Origin of the sequence: Kineococcus gurbantunggutensis, from assembly GCF_050871925.1 — a bacterium.
GTDB lineage: Bacteria > Actinomycetota > Actinomycetes > Actinomycetales > Kineococcaceae > Kineococcus.
This window is the reverse complement of sequence record NZ_JBJLSG010000111.1, coordinates 1-16060: the sequence shown is the minus strand read 5'-3', so window position 1 is coordinate 16060 and position 16060 is coordinate 1. Positions and strand designations below refer to the sequence as shown.

At 77.6% G+C, this 16060-nt stretch carries 19 protein-coding genes, 1 tRNA gene and 2 riboswitches; of the genes, 12 read left to right on the top strand and 8 right to left on the bottom strand.

All coding sequences use genetic code 11. The features are described 5' to 3' along the window. Positions 1–48 precede the first annotated feature (48 nt). Positions 49–1167, top strand: coding sequence for a DUF3616 domain-containing protein (locus ACRYR7_RS17955; RefSeq protein WP_432573478.1), 1119 nt, complete (start codon positions 49–51; stop codon positions 1165–1167). Beyond that, positions 1164–1931, top strand: a complete 768-nt coding sequence (locus tag ACRYR7_RS17950) for a copper homeostasis protein CutC (protein WP_432573477.1) — start codon at positions 1164–1166, stop codon at positions 1929–1931. Before ACRYR7_RS17955 ends, ACRYR7_RS17950 begins: the two co-directional genes overlap by 4 nt. A 32-nt stretch (positions 1932–1963) precedes the next feature. Here the strand turns inward: ACRYR7_RS17950 and ACRYR7_RS17945 are convergent, their stop codons facing one another. The 3 genes from ACRYR7_RS17945 to ACRYR7_RS17935 all read right to left on the bottom strand — a co-directional run bounded on the left by ACRYR7_RS17945 (position 1964) and on the right by ACRYR7_RS17935 (position 4993). Next, positions 1964–2752, bottom strand: coding sequence for a CbiQ family ECF transporter T component (locus ACRYR7_RS17945; protein ID WP_432573476.1), 789 nt, complete (start codon positions 2750–2752; stop codon positions 1964–1966). Positions 2753–2850: 98 nt separating this feature from the next. Then, positions 2851–4386, bottom strand: coding sequence for an ATP-binding cassette domain-containing protein (locus tag ACRYR7_RS17940; protein ID WP_432573475.1), 1536 nt, complete (start codon positions 4384–4386; stop codon positions 2851–2853). Next, positions 4379–4993: an ECF transporter S component gene (locus tag ACRYR7_RS17935; protein ID WP_432573474.1), complete on the bottom strand. Its 615-nt coding sequence runs from the start codon at positions 4991–4993 to the stop codon at positions 4379–4381. The genes ACRYR7_RS17940 and ACRYR7_RS17935 overlap by 8 nt, the downstream gene beginning before the upstream one ends. 49 nt (positions 4994–5042) lie before the next feature. After that, a riboswitch (TPP riboswitch) is annotated at positions 5043–5147 on the bottom strand. A 117-nt stretch (positions 5148–5264) separates the two neighbouring features. Between ACRYR7_RS17935 and ACRYR7_RS17930 the strand changes: the two genes are divergently transcribed. Together ACRYR7_RS17930 and ACRYR7_RS17925 are read left to right on the top strand one after the other, a co-directional pair. Further along, a complete protein-coding gene (locus ACRYR7_RS17930; protein WP_166610023.1) occupies positions 5265–5405 on the top strand; it encodes a hypothetical protein in 141 nt (46 codons plus the stop codon). Positions 5406–5420: 15 nt separating this feature from the next. Beyond that, complete coding sequence (locus ACRYR7_RS17925; RefSeq protein WP_432573473.1) at positions 5421–5714, top strand: DUF4235 domain-containing protein; 294 nt, start codon at positions 5421–5423, stop codon at positions 5712–5714. A 39-nt stretch (positions 5715–5753) separates the two neighbouring features. On the opposite strand, the gene ACRYR7_RS17920 is transcribed toward ACRYR7_RS17925, so the two are convergent. Beyond that, positions 5754–6746 (bottom strand): NAD-dependent epimerase/dehydratase family protein, encoded by a 993-nt coding sequence (locus ACRYR7_RS17920; RefSeq protein WP_432573472.1) that lies wholly within the window; start codon positions 6744–6746, stop codon positions 5754–5756. 138 nt (positions 6747–6884) lie between these two features. Beyond that, on the bottom strand, positions 6885–7199 hold the full coding sequence (locus ACRYR7_RS17915; RefSeq protein WP_432573471.1) for a DMT family transporter: 315 nt from the start codon (positions 7197–7199) through the stop codon (positions 6885–6887). A gap of 11 nt (positions 7200–7210) precedes the next feature. After that, positions 7211–7278: riboswitch (guanidine-III (ykkC-III) riboswitch) on the bottom strand. 55 nt (positions 7279–7333) lie between these two features. Here ACRYR7_RS17915 and ACRYR7_RS17910 point away from each other — a divergent pair. Then, entirely contained in the window at positions 7334–7915 is a 582-nt protein-coding gene (locus ACRYR7_RS17910) for a flavoprotein (protein WP_432573470.1), read from the top strand. Here the strand turns inward: ACRYR7_RS17910 and ACRYR7_RS17905 are convergent. After that, positions 7904–8644, bottom strand: a complete 741-nt coding sequence (locus ACRYR7_RS17905; RefSeq protein ID WP_432573469.1) for an aspartate/glutamate racemase family protein — start codon at positions 8642–8644, stop codon at positions 7904–7906. The genes ACRYR7_RS17910 and ACRYR7_RS17905 overlap by 12 nt on opposite strands. A 147-nt stretch (positions 8645–8791) precedes the next feature. Beyond that, positions 8792–8862, bottom strand: a tRNA-Gly gene (locus ACRYR7_RS17900). Between the two features lie 113 nt (positions 8863–8975). On the opposite strand from ACRYR7_RS17900, the gene dcd reads away from it, so the two are divergent. The 5 genes from dcd to ACRYR7_RS17875 all read left to right on the top strand — a co-directional run bounded on the left by dcd (position 8976) and on the right by ACRYR7_RS17875 (position 13726). Next, the gene (gene dcd / locus ACRYR7_RS17895) at positions 8976–9551 is read left to right on the top strand and encodes a dCTP deaminase (RefSeq protein WP_432573468.1); all 576 of its coding nucleotides are present in this window, start codon (positions 8976–8978) and stop codon (positions 9549–9551) included. Between the two features lie 156 nt (positions 9552–9707). Further along, positions 9708–11018 carry an EAL and HDOD domain-containing protein gene (locus tag ACRYR7_RS17890; RefSeq protein WP_432573467.1) on the top strand — a complete coding sequence of 437 codons (1311 nt, stop codon included), beginning with the start codon at positions 9708–9710 and terminating at the stop codon, positions 11016–11018. 66 nt (positions 11019–11084) lie between these two features. Then, positions 11085–11558 carry an ankyrin repeat domain-containing protein gene (locus ACRYR7_RS17885; RefSeq protein ID WP_432573466.1) on the top strand — a complete coding sequence of 158 codons (474 nt, stop codon included), beginning with the start codon at positions 11085–11087 and terminating at the stop codon, positions 11556–11558. A gap of 139 nt (positions 11559–11697) precedes the next feature. Continuing rightward, a complete protein-coding gene (locus ACRYR7_RS17880) occupies positions 11698–13056 on the top strand; it encodes a TrkH family potassium uptake protein (RefSeq protein ID WP_432573465.1) in 1359 nt (452 codons plus the stop codon). Further along, positions 13049–13726, top strand: coding sequence for a potassium channel family protein (locus ACRYR7_RS17875; RefSeq protein WP_432573464.1), 678 nt, complete (start codon positions 13049–13051; stop codon positions 13724–13726). The genes ACRYR7_RS17880 and ACRYR7_RS17875 overlap by 8 nt, the downstream gene beginning before the upstream one ends. Positions 13727–13748: 22 nt before the next feature. Here ACRYR7_RS17875 and ACRYR7_RS17870 read toward each other — a convergent pair whose 3' ends face one another. Then, the gene (locus ACRYR7_RS17870; protein ID WP_432573463.1) at positions 13749–14015 is read right to left on the bottom strand and encodes a hypothetical protein; all 267 of its coding nucleotides are present in this window, start codon (positions 14013–14015) and stop codon (positions 13749–13751) included. Between the two features lie 99 nt (positions 14016–14114). Between ACRYR7_RS17870 and ACRYR7_RS17865 the strand changes: the two genes are divergently transcribed. Both ACRYR7_RS17865 and ACRYR7_RS17860 read left to right on the top strand, forming a co-directional pair. Then, positions 14115–14564 (top strand): MarR family winged helix-turn-helix transcriptional regulator, encoded by a 450-nt coding sequence (locus ACRYR7_RS17865; RefSeq protein WP_432573462.1) that lies wholly within the window; start codon positions 14115–14117, stop codon positions 14562–14564. 126 nt (positions 14565–14690) lie between these two features. Beyond that, on the top strand, positions 14691–15893 hold the full coding sequence (locus ACRYR7_RS17860; RefSeq protein ID WP_432573479.1) for an MFS transporter: 1203 nt from the start codon (positions 14691–14693) through the stop codon (positions 15891–15893). Positions 15894–16060: the final 167 nt, after the last annotated feature.

Sequence of the window (16060 nt, the reverse complement as noted above, 5' to 3'; positions counted from 1 at the left end):
CCGCGCGACCCCTGCCGGGCGCACCCCGCCCTGGCTAGGGTCGCGGGGGTGGACGCTCCCGCGCGGCAGGTGCCGCTGCACTTCTCCGAGGCCTCCCGGGCCGGCTCGACCCACACCAACCTCTCCGCCGTGCGCGCCGACGGCGAGCACCTCTGGGTCGCCGGCGACGAGACCGCCACCCTCGAGCGCCTCACCGCGCAGCGCGACGGCGACGGCCGGGTCGTGGGCTACGGCGAGGAGGCCGGCGTGCGCCTGGCGGACCTCGTCGAGCTGCCCGCCGGCGAGGAGGAGGCCGACGTGGAGGGCCTGGCCCGCCTCGGCCCGTGGCTGTGGGCCGTCGGCTCGCACAGCCTCAAGCGCAAGCGCATCCGCCCCTCCGACCCCGACGACAAGGCCCGCAAGCGCCTGGCGAAGGTCGTGCGCGAGGAGAACCGCTACGTCCTGGTGCGCCTGCCGGTCGACCCCGCCACCGGCCTGCCCGCCCGCACCGTGCGCGACGGCGGGCGGGAGCTGACCGCCGCCGTCCTGGGCGGGCGCGGGGACTCCCTGGCCGAGCTGCTCGCCGACGACGACCTGCTCGGGCCGTTCTTCGCGATCCCCAGCAAGGACAACGGCGTGGACGTCGAGGGCGTGGCCGTGCACGCCCGCGACGACGGCGAGGTGCGCGTCTACGTCGGCTTCCGCGGGCCCGTGCTGCGCGGCTGGGCCGTCGTCGCCGAGGTGCGCCCGGTCACCGACCCCGACGACCCGCACCGCCTGCGGCTGGAGCGGTTCGCCAAGGGCCCCGGCGAGGGCAGGCGCTACCGCCTGCACCTGCTGGACCTGGAGGGCCTGGGCGTGCGCGACCTGTGCCCGCACGGGGAGGACCTGCTCGTGCTGGCCGGGCCCTCGATGAGCCTGTCCGGGCCGGTGCGCGTGCACCGCTGGGTGGGCGCCTGCGCGCGCGACGCCGCCGCCGTCGTGCGCGCCGGGGACCTGCCCGTCGTGCTGGACCTGCCGCACGGGCGCGGCGAGGACCACGCCGAGGGCATCGCCGTGCTGCCGGCCGGCGCGCACGGCGGCGGGCACGGCGAGCAGCTCCTGGTGGTGCTGGACTCCCCCGCCGACGCCCGGCACACCCCCGGCGGCGGGGTGCTCGCCGACGTGTGGGACCTGCCCACCCCGTGACCGGCGCACCCGCACCCCTGCTGGAGGTGGCCGTCACCTCCCCCGCCGGCGCCGCGGCCGCCCTGGGCGCCGGGGCCGACCGGCTGGAGCTGTGCAGCGCGCTGGAGCTGGGCGGGCTGACCCCCTCGCCGGCGCTGCTGGAGACCGCGCTCGAGGTCGCCGCGCGCGCCGGGCGGGGCGTGCACGTCCTGGTGCGCTGCCGGCCCGGGGACTTCGTGCACGACGCCGACGAGGTCGACCTCACCGCGCGCGACGTGCGCCACGCGGTGCGCGCCGGCGCCGCCGGCGTCGTGGTGGGCGCCCTGCGCGCCGACGGGACCCTCGACGCCGGCGCGCTGCGGCGCTGGGTCGAGGCCGCCCAGCTCCAGCGCGCCGGGTGCGCGGTGGTGCTGCACCGCGCCGTGGACCACGCCGCCGACCCCGTCGCGGCGGCGGTGGCCGCGGCCGCGCTCGGGGTGGACGGGGTGCTCAGCTCCGGCGGGGCGCCCACCGCCGGCGCGGGCGCGGACGTGCTGCGCCGGATGGCCCGCGCCCTGGGACCGGTGCCGCTGGTGGCCGGCGGCGGGGTGCGCCCCGGCGACGTCGCGGCCCTGCTGGCCACCGGGGCGCGGGCGGTGCACCTGTCCGCCAAGCGGGCCGCCGACCCGCGCGGGGCCGGCGGCGTGGCCCTGGGCAGCGCCGGCGGCAGCGCGCGCTGGCAGACCGACCCGGTGGTGGTCGCCGCCGCCCGCGCCGCCCTCGACGCGGCCGCCGGGCCCGGCTGAACCGGGCCCGGCTGAACCGGGCCCGGCTGAGCTCAGCCGGGCGCCCCGGTGAGCGCCGCCACCACCGCGGGCACGGCGAGCACCAGCACCCCCAGCAGCAGGCAGGCGGTGTCCGCACCCCGCCACGGCGCCGGCAGCGCCCACGAGCGCGCCGTCGCGGCCGCCGCCCCCCGCGCGTCCATCGCGGTGGAGACCCGCCCGGCCCGGCGCACGGCGTCCACGAGCAGCCCGAAGGCGGTGGAGACCAGCCAGCGGCCCCGCGAGAGCGGCCCGCGCCCCGGGCCCAGCCCGCGCGCGCGCCGGGAGGCGGCGAGCTGGTCCCAGGCGTCGGCCAGCGCCGAGAGCTGCCCGAAGGCCGCCACCACCGCCACCACGACGCGGCCGGGCAGCCGCAGGCGCTGGGCGAGGTGGTCGCCGGCCTCGCTGGGGTCCAGCCACGCCAGCAGCAGCGCCCCGGGCACCACGAGCACCGCCAGGCGCAGCGCGGCGGTGAGCGCGGCGAGCAGCGGGTCGCCCTGGCCGGGCTCGCCGAGCAGCCAGGCCGACCAGCCCACCGACAGCGCGCCGATCGCCCCGGGCAGCAGCCGGCCCGGCAGCGCGCGCCAGCGCTCGACCACCAGCGGCAGGCACAGCGCCTGCGCGGCCAGCCCCGCGGCGCCGGCCGCCACGCCGGTGACGGTGAACGAGGCGGGCACCGCCAGCAGGGAGACGGCCAGCAGCGGCAGCGGCCCGCAGTGCCGCACGAGCGGGCCGGGACCGGCGCCGCGGCGCTGCGCGGGGGTGGGGGGAATGACAGCTGTGTAGTTCTCCACAGCGTCCACAGGGCTCCCCACAGGGTTGTCCCCAAGGCTTTTCCCACAGCTGTGGGCAAGGCTGTGGATAACTTGTCGCTCAGCGTCACCGGCGGGGCGTCCGAGGTTCACGACGCCCTCCCCACCGCGAGGTCCGGCGCGGCCGCTGCGCCGACGCGCCGGCCGGCGTGCAGGCGCACCGCGCCGGCGCCGTCCGGGTCCACGCACCGCACCAGCCGCTCGTCGTGGCTGCTGACGGCGACGGCGGCGCCGTCGCGGGCGGCGGCGCGCAGCAGGCCCACCACCGCCGACCAGGTCCGCCGGTCCTGCCCGACGCTGGGCTCGTCGGCCAGCAGCACCGCCGGGCCGGCGGCCAGCGCCCCCGCCAGCGCCAGCCGGCGCTGCTCGCCCCCGGAGAGGCGGAAGGGGTCCACCTCGGCGCGGTGCGCCAGCCCCAGCAGCTCCAGCAGGGCGTCGGCGCGCTCGGCGGGCAGGCCCAGCGCCGTCGCGGTCGCGGCCGCCTCGGCGCGCGCGGTGGTGCGCACGAAGGCGTGCTCGGGCGTCTGCGGCACCCACGCCGAGCGGGCGGCCAGCTCCCGCGAGCGCCACCGCCACGGCTGCGGGCGCAGCCCGCCGGCCAGCGCGGGCGCGGCGCGCAGGTCCCCGGAGGTGGGCCGGGTCAGGCCCGCCAGGACGCCCAGCAGCGAGGACTTGCCCGAGCCGCTGGCGCCCACCAGGGGCGTGGTGCGCCCGGCGGGCACCCGCACGTCCACGCCGGTGAGCACCGTGGCCGGCGGGGAGGGGCGCAGCCCGCGGCGCCGGCGCACCAGGCCCAGGCGCTCACCGGTCAGGGCGTCGCCCCCCACCGCCCGGTGCGGGGCCAGCAGCCCGGCGGGCACCTCGGCCGGCACCGGCTCGCCCGCCCCGGGCAGCCACAGCTCCCCGGAGCCGGCGCCGGGCACGAGCACCCGCCCGGGCGGGCCGTCGGCGACGGGGCGCCCGTCGCGCCCGAGCAGCACGACGCGGTCCACGTGCGGGGCCCACCCGGCGAGGTCGTGGTCGACGACGACGAGGGTGCGCCCGGCGGCGGCCTCCAGCACGGCCGCGCGCACCGCGGCGGCGGTGGGCGCGTCGAGCATGGACGTCGGCTCGTCGAGCAGCAGCACGCCCGGCAGCAGCGCCAGCACCCCGGCCAGGGCCAGGCGCTGGCGCTCCCCGCCGGACAGCGTCGCCACCTCCCGCTCGGGCCCGGCGGTGAAGCGGGCGGCGGCGTGGGCGCGCGCCACCCGCTCCCACACCCGCTCGCGCGCCAGGCCCAGGTTCTCCGGGCCGAAGGCGGTGTCGCGCCCGGCGGTGGCGGCCACGACGGCGTCGACGGGGTCCTGCAGCAGCAGGCCCGCGGCGCCGGGGCGGACCGGCTCGCCGCCGACCAGGACCTCCCCGACGGCGGTGGGCTCCCCGCCCGGGCCCTCCTCCAGCACCCCGGCCAGGGCGCGCAGCAGGGTGGACTTGCCCGAGCCGCTGGGCCCGGCGAGCAGCACGCGCTGCCCGGCGGGCACGTCGAGGTCCACGTCCGCCAGCACCGGCCGAGCCGCCCCGGGCGGGGTGACGCCCAGGCCCCGCACCCGCAGCGCGGCGGGCGCGGTGGGGGCGGCCTCAGCCACGGGCGCGGTGCTCGTGGCCCGCCGCGAAGGCGGACAGGGCGCCGGCGCGCGCCAGCGCCCGCACCAGGGCCCAGCCGCCGACGCCGGCGATCAGCGCGCCGGAGAGGGTGAAGAAGCCCAGGTAGACGAGCTTGTAGCCCACCTGCCAGGCGCCGGCGTAGTTGACGAACATCTCGTAGACGGACTCCAGCGCCCCGGCCAGCGCCCCGGCCAGCACGGCCACGCCCAGGGTCCAGCGCCGCCACAGGAACAGCGCCACGGCGATCTCCACGGCCAGGCCCTGGACGGCGCCGGAGACGAGCACGCCGGCTCCCCAGCGGTTGCCGAGCAGGGCCTCGACGCTGGCGGCGACCATCTCCACCAGCAGCGCCGCGCCGGGGCGGCGCACCACGAGGGCGCCGACGACGGCGGGCAGCAGCCACACGCCGCCGACGACGCTGGCGATCGGGGGGAAGACGTTGAAGGCGGGGCTGAAGACGTTGTACGCCTGGTCCCAGCCCCAGAAGACGACGCCGAAGGCGACGCCGAGGACGGCGGCGGTGACGATGTCGACGGTGCGCCAGCGCGCCGCGGACCGTCGCGGGGTCGTCTTGGTGGTGGTGCTCACGAGGACCTCCTGGGTGCAGGAGGGGGACCCGCGGCGCCGTTCGCCACGGGTCGAGGAAGGCCCGACTCCCTACGCCGGTGCTAACCGGGTCAGGTTCGAGGGTCTGCGGCTGCCCGCACTCTCAGCGCCCTGCGGCGCTCCCCTGTCGTTCGCGCCCCACCCTACCCGCCGCACCCGCCCCCCTCCCCGCGGTGATCGAGGGAGTGGCCACTTCCTCGATCACCGCGGGGAGGGTGGACCGGGCGCCGCGCGCGTCGGGGAGGATGGGGGCGTGCTGCGACACCTCCGCGGGCCCGACGGCGGCCCCTCCAGGGCGGTGCGCCTGATCACCGTCGTGCTCATCGTGGCCCTCGTCGGGGCCGCCGCCACGGCGCTGCTGCCGGCGCTGCGCTGGTTCCTCGACCTGCTGTAGGGCAGGGTGCTCGCCATGGGTTCGATCATCTGGAAGCTCGCCGGCCCCGGGGCCGGCATCCTGGCGAGCGGCATCGCCAGCCGCCTGACGAAGAAGGTCTGGGTGGGCGTCACGAAGTCGGCGCCGCCGGACAACCCGGAGGACCCGGACGTGGCGTGGAAGGAGGCCGTCGCCTGGGCGCTGGCCTCCGGCGCGATCATCGGCCTGACCCGCCTGCTCGTGGAGCGCCAGGCGGCCGTCTGGTACCGCAAGAGCTTCGGCGAGCAGCCCCCCGGCCTGGGCGCCGGCCGCGACGGCCGCGACGCCTGAGGGACCGCCCGCGGTCCCCGGCGCCCGCCGCGGCGCGCCTCAGCCCCAGCGGGCGGCGAGGCGGTCGTGGCGGGCGTCGGCCTCCGGGTCCACCCGGCGCAGCTCCGGGTGCGCGTCGTGGTGCTCGACGATCTCGCGGGCCCCGGCGGCGAAGGTGGTCGTGGCCGCGAAGCCCGGCACCAGCCGCTTGACCTTCGTGTTGTCGAAGAGCACCGAGTGCGCCTTGTCGCCCAGCAGGCTCGCGCCGCGCTCGGGGTCCTCGCGGGCGATGGCGTCGGAGGGCACGTGCACCAGGTGCGGGTCCTCCACGCCGGCGGCGCGGGCCAGGGTGCGGTGCACCGCGTCCCAGGTCAGGGCCTCGTCGGAGGTGACGTGCACCGCCCCGCCGGTGACGGCGGCCTCGCCCAGCAGCGGCACGAAGCCCTTGGCGAAGTCGCTGTGGTGGGTGAGCACCCACAGCGAGGTGCCGTCGCCGTGCACGACGACGGGGGCGCCGCGGCGCATGCGCTCCACCACCGTCCAGCCGCCGTCCGTGGTGGGCACCGAGGTGCGGTCGTAGGTGTGGCTGGGGCGCACCACCGCGGCGGGGAAGCCCTCCTCGCGGTGCGCGCGCAGCAGCAGGTCCTCGCAGGCGGTCTTGTCGCGCGAGTACCGCCAGAACGGGTTCGACAGCGGCGTGGACTCCGTGATCGGCAGGTGCCCGACAGGCTTCTGGTAGGCGGAGGCGCTGGAGACGAACCAGTACTGCCCCACCCGGCCGCGGAAGGTCTCCACGTCGGCGGCGACGTGCTCGGGCGTGAACGCCACGAAGTCCACCGCGACGTCGAACTCCCGCCCGCGCAGCGCCTCGCGCACCGCGGCGGTGTCGCGCACGTCCGCGGTGAGCTGGCGCACCCCCTCGGGCAGCGGCCGCTTCGAGGAGGTCCCGCCGCGGTTGAGGACCGTCAGGTCCACCCCCCGCCGCACGGCCAGCTCCGCGCACGCGGAGCTGATGATCCCCGTGCCCCCGATGAACAGCACCTTCAGCGCCACGCGCCCGCTCCCGTCGTCGACCCCGTCGTCACGCGCAGCGGTCCCCGGTGCGCGCGACGACCCTAGGCCCGGGTGGCCCGCCGCGCCCGCGGGCGGGCCGCGGGGCGCGCGGGGGCCCCGGCGGCGGTGGCCGGCCGGTCAGTGCGCGAGCTTCAGGCCGATGACGCAGCCGACGATGCCCGCCAGGAGCAGCAGCTTGAGCACCGAGACGGTCTCGGCGCCGGTGAGCATCGAGTACGCCACGGTCAGGACGGCGCCGATGCCCACCCACACCGCGTAGGAGGTGCCGACGGGCAGCGCGCGCATCGCGTACGCCAGGCCCGCCATGCTGGCGACGACGGCGACGGCGAAGACGGCGGTGGGCCAGGGGCGGGTGAAGCCCTGAGAGCGGTCCAGGGCGGTGGCCCACACCGCCTCCAGGGCGCCGGAGACCACGAGGACGGTCCAGTGCACGACGTTCCCCTCCGGTGCCGTCTTGTCGCGGGTCGGGTACGGCACCCCTCGTCCGAGAGCGCGGGTGGGCTCGCCCCCCAGTGTGGCGGGAGGCGGGGCGCCGCCGCGGGGGCGGTCCCCCTACGGTGCTGGGCGTGCGCCACCCCTCGCCCGCGCCCGCCCGCGTCCTCGGCCTGGCGTGCAGCGCCGCCGGCGGGGTGACGGACCTGCGGGCGCGCCTGGTGGAGCCGCTGCTGGCCGACGGCTGGACGGTCGTGGTGAGCGCGACGCCCACCGCGGCGGCGTGGCTGGCGGACGCCGGCGAGGACCGCCGCCTGGCGGCGGCGACCGGCTCCGCGGTGCGCAGCACCTCGCGCCTGCCGCACCAGCCGCGCCCGCACCCGGACCCGCTGTGCTGGGTGGTGGCCCCGGCCACGGCGGGCACGGTGGCCAAGCTGGCGCTGGGCATCGCGGACAACCAGGCCGTCACCCCGGTGTGCGAGGCGATCGGCGCGCGGCGGGTGCCGGTGGTGGTGCACCCGCGCGCGAGCACCGGGTTCACCGCCCACCCGGCGTGGGCCGGGCACCTGGCGGTGCTGCGCTCGGCCGGGGTGCGCGTGGTCGAGGGCGAGCCGGGGGCGGGGATCGCCTGGGACGCGGTGCTGCGCGAGGTGCGGGCGCTGGCCCCGCCCGCACCCGGGGCGCCGCCCGCGCCCGGCGCGGCGTCAGCGGGCTGAGGCGGCGGGCTGGGCGGGCTGCTCACCGGTGCGGGCGAGCGGGGCCAGGGCCCGCTCGACGGCGGCCTCGACGTGCAGGCGGGTGCTGGGGAAGACCGGCACCGGGGAGTCGCCGGGGCCGATGAGCAGCTCCAGCTCCGTGCAGCCCAGGACCACGCCCTGCGCGCCGGCGGCGACGAGGTCGGCGATCACCTGGCGGCAGCGGGCGCGCGAGCCGTCGTCGACGACGCCGAGGCACAGCTCGTCGTAGATGACGCGGTGCACCAGCGCGCGCTGCTCGGGACCGGGCACGAGGACCTCGACGCCGTGGGCGGCCATCCGCTCGCGGTACGGGGCGCGCTCCATCGTGAACGCCGTGGCCAGCAGCCCCACCCGGCTCAGCCCCGCGGCGCGCACGGCGGCGGCGGTGACGTCGACGATGTGCAGCAGCGGGACGCCCACCGCCGCCTGCACCCGGTCGGCGACCTCGTGCATCGTGTTGGTGCACAGCAGCAGCAGGTCCGCGCCGCCCGCCTGCAGCCCGGCGGCGCGCTCGGCCAGCAGCCGCCCGGCCTCCTCCCACTCCCCCGCCACCTGCAGGCGCTCCACGTCGGCGAAGTCCACCGAGGCCAGCAGGCAGCGGGCCGAGTGCAGCCCGCCCAGGCGCTCGCGCACCAGCTCGTTGACCAGGCGGTAGTACTCCGCGCTGGACTCCCAGCTCATCCCGCCCAGCATCCCGATCGTCAGCACGACGCCCCCTCCCCGGCCGGGAGCCGGGCGCTCCCGGTGCCCGCGGGCATCGTCGCCGGTGGGCGCCCGGGGCCGCCGGGGTTTTCCCGGCGGGGACGCCCCGGGGACGACGAAGGCCCCGGTCCACCGGACCGGGGCCTCGCGCTGAGCGGGTGACGGGAATCGAACCCGCGCTATCAGCTTGGGAAGCTGAAGTTCTACCATTGAACTACACCCGCGCGACCCGGCAGCGCTCGCCGGGACGGCACCACTGTAACGGACGCCGCCTCGTGGTCCAGCCCGGCCCCGCGGACCCCGCGGTCGCGGGGTCCGGCGGCGGTAGCGTGGCGCCGTGCTGCTCTCCGACCGCGACATCCGCCACGAGCTCGAGGCCGGGCGCGTGGTGCTGGACCCGTACGAGCCGTCGATGGTGCAGCCCTCCAGCGTCGACGTGCGCATCGACCGCTACTTCCGGCTGTTCGACAACCACAAGTACTCCGTGATCGACCCGGCGCAGGAGCAGCCGGAGCTGACGCGGCTGGTGGAGGTCGAGCCGGACGAGGCGTTCATCCTGCACCCGGGCGAGTTCGTGCTGGCCTCCACCTACGAGGTGGTCACGCTGCCCGACGACGTCTCCGCGCGCCTGGAGGGCAAGTCCAGCCTGGGGCGGCTGGGGCTGCTGACGCACTCCACGGCCGGCTTCATCGACGCCGGCTTCTCCGGGCACGTGACGCTGGAGCTGTCCAACGTGGCGACGCTGCCGATCACGCTGTGGCCGGGCATGAAGATCGGCCAGCTGTGCTTCTTCCGGCTCTCCTCACCCGCGCAGCACCCCTACGGCAGCGCCGGGTCCGGCTCGCGCTACCAGGGGCAGCGGGGGCCGACGCCCTCGCGCTCGGCGGCCCGCTTCCACCGCACGCGGGTGTGAGGCGGCGGTGCCGCCCGTCCCCGCGCCCGGCGCGGCACCCGTTCGGCCCAGCGCCGCGCGCCGGGGGCTACAGGTCCGGCGCCGGGCAGCCGTAGAGGACGACGTGGACAGCACCGGGCTGAGGGCCGGGGGCGCCGGTCGCGCGGGAGCCGCGCGGTGACCGCGCGACCCGGTGCCGAGGCGCGCCCGAGGACCGCCGCGGAACGCACCGGCACGGAACGCACCGGCACGGAACGCACCGGCACGGGCGCCGGCGTGGCCACGGTGCGCGTGGGCCGGCAGGGCATCTACGACGCCGAGCGCCGCCTGGTCGCCTACGAGCTGCTCTTCCGCGCGCACGGGGGCACCAGCGCGGACCTGTCCAGCGGCGCCGAGCAGGACCACGCCACCTCGCAGGTCATCAGCGCCACGTTCGGCGACTTCGGGGTGGAGCAGATCGCCGGCGACCGGCCGCTGTTCATCAACCTCACCCGCGGCTTCTTCACCGGCGAGCTGCCGGTGCCGTGCTCGCCGCGCCAGGTGGTGCTGGAGCTTCTGGAGGACGTGGAGGTCGACGCGGAGGTCCTGGCGGGCCTGGAGCGGCTGCGCGAGCGCGGCTACCGCATCGCCGTGGACGACTTCGCCGGCGAGGAGGGCCGCCTGCCGGCGGTGCGGCGCGCCGAGTACGTCAAGATCGACCTGGAGGCCACCGGGGAGCGCTTCGAGGAGGTCCTGGCGCTGGTGCGGCGGGTGAACCCCGCGGCGCTGGTGGTCGTCGAGCGCGTGGAGGACGACGCGGCGATCGAGCGGTGCGCGGCGGCCGGCTGCGACCTCTTCCAGGGCTACGGCCTGCAGCGGCCGGTGACGCTGGAGTCGGTGAGCCTGACCCCCTCGCAGCTGGTGTGCCTGCGCCTGGTGCGGGCCCTGACCGGCAGCGACGCCCCGATCGGGGAGATCGAGCAGCTCGTCTCCTCCGACCCGGGCCTGAGCCTGCGGGTGCTGCGCACGGTGTCCTCGGCGTACGCGGGCACCCGCGAGGAGATCACCTCGCTGCGGCAGGCGATCGTGCTGCTGGGCCGGCGCCAGCTGTGCTCGTGGGTGGTGCTGATGCTGCTGGGCGGCGTGACCAGCGTGGACACCGAGTCGCTGACGACGGTGCTGGCCCGGGCCGGGGCGTGCGCGCGGCTGACGCCGGCGGACCCGGACCTGGCGTACACGGTGGGCCTGCTGTCGGGGGTGTCCTCGGTGCTGGGCCTGGCCGAGGGCGAGCTGGTGGAGACCACGGGGGTGGCCCGCTCGGTGCGCACCGCGCTGCTGGAGGGCCGCGGCGCGGCCGGCCGGGCGCTGCGCGCGGTGCTGTCCTACGAGGAGGACGACCCGGAGCGGGTGGGCGAGGCGGGCCACGCGCTGTACGAGGTCTCCCGCGCGTACCTGGCGGGGCTGAGCACCGCGATGCGCACGGTGGGCGTGGTCTTCGACGAGCACTGAGCCCGCCGCCCGCCGGGTGGCGCGCGAGGGGGTGCGGCGCGGGTCCGGGCGACCTACCCTGGCGCCGTGACCGGGCTGGGCGAGGGCGGTGACCGGTGGGCCGAGCCCGTGGGGCCCTCGGACGCCGGTGAGGAACGCGCCCTGGAACTGGCGCACCGGGTGTTCGAGGCGGCCCGGCAGGGCCGCACCCGCGAGCTGTGCCTGTACCTGGACGCGGGCGTGCCGGTGGACTCCACCGACTCGCGGGGGGACTGCCTGCTGATGCTGGCCGCCTACCACGGCCACGAGTCCACGGTGCGGGCGCTGCTGGAGCGCGGCTGCCACCCGGACGAGGTGGACGCGCGCGGCAAGACGCCGCTGGCGGCGGCCGTCGTCAACGGCCACCGCGACCTGGTGGCCGCGCTCGTGGCCGCCGACGCCGACCCGTACCTGGGCAGCCCCAGCGCGCTGGAGGCGGCGCGCTTCTTCGGCCGCGAGGACCTGCTGGAGCTGCTCGAGGTGCCCGGCGAGGAGCCCGGCGAGGAGCCCGGCGGCGCCTGAGCGCCGGGCGCGCGGGGACCGGCGCGCGGGCGGCGCCGGACCCGCGCGGGTGCGCGGGCCGGGGTCCGGGCGCGCTCTGCCCTAGCCTGATCGCCAGCGGGCCGGATGCGGGCCCCGGCGAGCGGAGGCGGAGCAGGTGGTGGACCCGACCGGCACGCTGCCCGCCCGCCGCCGGCTGTCCCGGCACCCCGCGCAGGTCGTGGCCCTGGCGTTCGCGGCCGTGGTGGCGCTGGGCACGGCGCTGCTGTGGCTGCCGGTGTCGCGGCGCGGGCCGGGCGCGGCGGAGTTCGTCGACGCGCTGTTCACCGCGGTCAGCGCGCTGTGCGTCACCGGGCACGTCGTGGTCGACACCCGCGAGCACTGGTCGACGTTCGGGCTGGTCGTCATCCTCGTCCTGGCGCAGGTCGGCGGCTTCGGGATCATGACGTCGGCCTCGCTGCTGGGGGTGTTCGCCTCCCGGCGGCTGGGGCTGCGCTCGCGGATGCTCACGGCCACCGAGTCGCGCGGGCTGGAGCTGGGCGACGTGCGCGCGGTGCTGCTGGGCGTCGTGCGGGTCTCGCTGGTGGTGGAGCTGGTGACGGCGGTGCTGCTGACCGGGCGCCTGCTCACCGGCTACGGCGCCTCCCTCGGCGCGGCGCTCTGGGAGGGGAGCTTCCTGGCGGTCTCCTCCTTCAACAACGCCGGGTTCGTGCTGCGCTCGGACAGCATGACCGCGTTCGTGGCCGACCCGTGGATGTGCGGGCCGGTGATGGTGGCCGGCACGCTGGGCGGGCTGGGCTTCCCGGTCCTGCTGGAGCTGCGGCGGCAGTTCCGCAGCCCGCGGCGCTGGTCGCTGCACACCAAGCTGACGCTGACGACGACGGCGGCGCTGCTGGTGTTCGGGTGGGTGTTCCTGACGGTCAACGAGTGGCGCAACCCGGCGACGCTGGGGGCGCTGGACTGGTGGGCGCGGCCGCTGGCGGGGCTGTTCCAGACCACCGCCACGCGCAGCTCGGGGTTCAACTCGGTGGACATCACCCAGATGAACGGCGGCTCCTGGCTCGTCATGGACGTGCTGATGTTCATCGGCGGCGGCTCGGCGAGCACCGCCGGCGGCATCAAGGTCACCACGTTCGCGCTGCTGCTGGTGGTGGTGTTCGCGGAGTTCCGCGGCGAGCCCAGCGTGGCGGTCTTCGGCCGCACCGTGCCGGACCGGGTGTACCGGCAGGCGCTGACGGTGGCGCTGGTCTCGCTGGCGGTGGTCGTGGTGGCGACGCTGGTCATCGTGGAGCTGACCCGAGCCCCGGTGGACCAGGTGCTCTTCGAGGTGGTGTCCTCGTTCGCCACCGTGGGGCTGTCGTGCGGGCTGCTGGTGCAGCTGCCGGACTCCTGCCAGGTGATCCTGGCGGGTCTGATGTTCCTGGGCCGACTGGGGCCGATCACCCTGGGGGCCGCGCTGGCCCTGCGCGAGCGCGGCCGCGCCTACGAGTTCCCCGAAGGGAGGCCGATCATTGGCTAGGAGGTCCGCGGCGGCACGGCCGCGCTCGGTGGTGGTCATCGGCCTGGGCAGGTTCGGCCGGTCGCTGGCGCTGGAGCTGATGGAGGACGGGCAGGTCGACGTCCTGGGCATCGACAACGACCCCAAGCTCGTCGACGAGCTGGCCGGTCAGCTCACCCACGCCGTGGTGGCCGACTCCACCCGCGAGGAGGCGCTGCGCCAGCTCTCGGTGCACGAGTTCGACCGGGCCGTGGTGGGCATCGGCACGAACCTCGAGGCGAGCATCCTGACGGTCTCGACGCTGCTGCAGTTCGGCATCCGCAACGTGTGGGCGAAGGCGATCAGCGAGTCCCACGCGCGGATCCTCACCCAGCTCGGCGCGCACAAGGTGATCCGCCCCGAGCACGAGATGGGCATGCGGGTGGCGCACCTGGTGCGCGGCCGGATGCTGGACTACATCGAGTTCGACGACGGGTACGCGATGGCGAAGACGCTGCCGCCCACGCCGATCGTGGGGCAGACGCTCAGCGGCGCGAAGCTGCGCAGCACGTACCGGGTGACGGTGGTGGCGCACCACCGCCCCGGCGAGGGCTTCACCTACGCGACGCCGGAGACGGTGCTGTCCGCCGACGACGTGATCATCGTCTCGGGGCAGATCCGGGACGTGGAGGCGTTCAGCTCCCTGGCGTGAGGGCGCGGCCGGCGGGGAGCGCTCAGCCGCGGTCCTCGCCGGCGTCGGCCACGTCCTCCTCGGGGCGCGGCGGCACGTCCTGGTCCTGCTCCAGCTCCGGCACGGGCACCTCGTCCGGGTCGGGGGCGCGGCGGTCCACGCCGACGAAGCGGCGCCGCTCGGGCTCGCCGCGCTCGGCGCGGGTGAGGTCGATGAGCTTGCGCCGGTCGGGGCCGCGGCGGTGCTCGTCGCCCGTGGCGGGCGGCACGCCCGCCGGCCGGTCCTGCTCGCTGCCCGCTGCTGCGTCCACCGCTCCACCTCACCACGCCGCGCGCCCGCCTGCCACCTCCCCCGCCGCCCGCCCGCACCACGGCCCGCGCCGCGGTCCGCACGGTCGTATAGTGTCCCTATGCAACCTGATGAGCGGCTGGCCGCCCGGCTCCTCGTCGCCTGCTCGGAGCTGACCCGCGCGGCCACCGCGGCGGCCGCGGCCACCCCGCTCTCGCTCACCCAGGGCCGCGTGCTCGGCAACCTCGAGCGCCGCGGGCCGCTGCGCGTCAGCCGGCTCGCCGCCCTGGAGCGCTGCGCGCAGCCGAGCATGACCGCCCTGGTCACCCGCTGCGCCGACGCCGGCCTCGTGCTGCGCGGGGCCGACCCCGACGACGCGCGCGCCGTCCTGGTCCACCTCACCGCCCGCGGGGCGCAGGCCCTGGCCGAGCACCGCCGGGCCCTGGCCGAGCCGCTGCGCGAGGCGCTGGCGCTGCTCGGCGACGACGGGCGCACCGGCGCCGAGGACGCCGCGGCCCTGCTGGACCGCCTCGCCGGCGCCGTGCGCGGGACCACCGCCCCGACCGCCTGACCCCCCGACCCCACCACCCGCTCCCCGAGAGGAGGCCCCGTGCCGAGCACCGCTCCCACCGGACCCGCAGCCACCCCCCACCAGGACGCCCGCGGCGGTCCCGGCGGGCACGGCGGCCACGGGCTCCTGCGCCAGCCGACCGCCGTGTGGGCGGTCGCCTTCGCCGCCGTCGTGTCCTTCATGGGCATCGGCCTGGTCGACCCGATCCTGCCCGCCATCGCCGGCGACCTGGGCGCCACGAAGGCGCAGACGCTGCTGCTGTTCACGTCCTACCTGGGCATCACCGGCCTGGCGATGCTGCTCACCGGCTTCGTCTCCAGCCGCCTGGGCGCCAAGAGGACCCTCATGGCCGGGCTGCTGCTCATCGTCGCCTTCGCCGCCCTGGCCGGCTCCTCCGGCTCCATCGGCGCGATCATCGGCTTCCGCGCCGGCTGGGGCCTGGGCAACGCGCTGTTCATCGCCACCGCGCTGGCCACCATCGTCGGCGCCGCCAGCGGCGGCACCGCCACCGCGATCGTCCTGTACGAGGCGGCGCTGGGCCTGGGCATCGCCGCGGGCCCGCTCGTCGGCGGCCTGCTGGGCGAGGTGTCCTGGCGCGGGCCGTTCTTCGGCACCGCCGCCCTCATGGCGGTGGCCTTCCTGGTCATCGTCGTGGTGCTGCCCGCCACGCCGCGCCCCGCGGCGCCCACGTCGCTGGGCGACCCGGTGCGCGCGCTGCGCCACCGGGGCCTGCGCACCGTCGCCGTCACGGCGTTCCTCTACAACTTCGGGTTCTTCACCCTGCTGGCCTACACGCCCTTCGCCCTGGACATCGCCTCCCCGGTCCGGCTGGGCCTGGTGTTCTTCGGCTGGGGCCTGTGCCTGGCGGTGGCCTCGGTGTGGATCGCCCCGCGCCTGCAGCGCCGCTTCGGGCAGGTGCCGGTGGTGGGCGCGATGCTCACGCTGTTCGCGCTCGTGCTGGCCGTGGAGGCCGCCTGCTCCGGCACCCGCGCCGTGCTGGTCGTCGGCACCGTGGTCGCCGGGCTGTTCCTGGGCGTGAACAACACCGTCGTCACCGAGCTCGTCATGGAGGTCTCACCCGCGCAGCGCTCCACGGCGTCGGCGGCGTACTCCGCCGTGCGCTTCGCCGGCGGGGCGATCGCCGCGTGGGCGGCCGGCGAGCTGGGCGACTCCCTGGGCGACTGGGCGCCGTTCGTGCTCGGCGCCCTCGGCGTGGCCGCGGGCCTGCTGGTGCTCGTCTCCGGCCGCCGCCACGTCGTCGTGCACCGCCCCGCGCCGGCGGCCGGCTCGCCCGCCGAGGCCGCGGCCGTCACCGCCGGCGACGCCTGACGACCCCGCACCCCCCACACCCGCGCCCCTGCACCCCGTCCCTCCCCGCCCTCCCGCTCCACCCCGCCGCCCCGCCCGCCCCGCCCCGCGGGGGGGGGGTGTTGGGTTGGGGGGTTGTGTTGCTGGGGGGGGGGGGGGGGGGGGGGGGGGGGGGGGGGGGGGGGGGG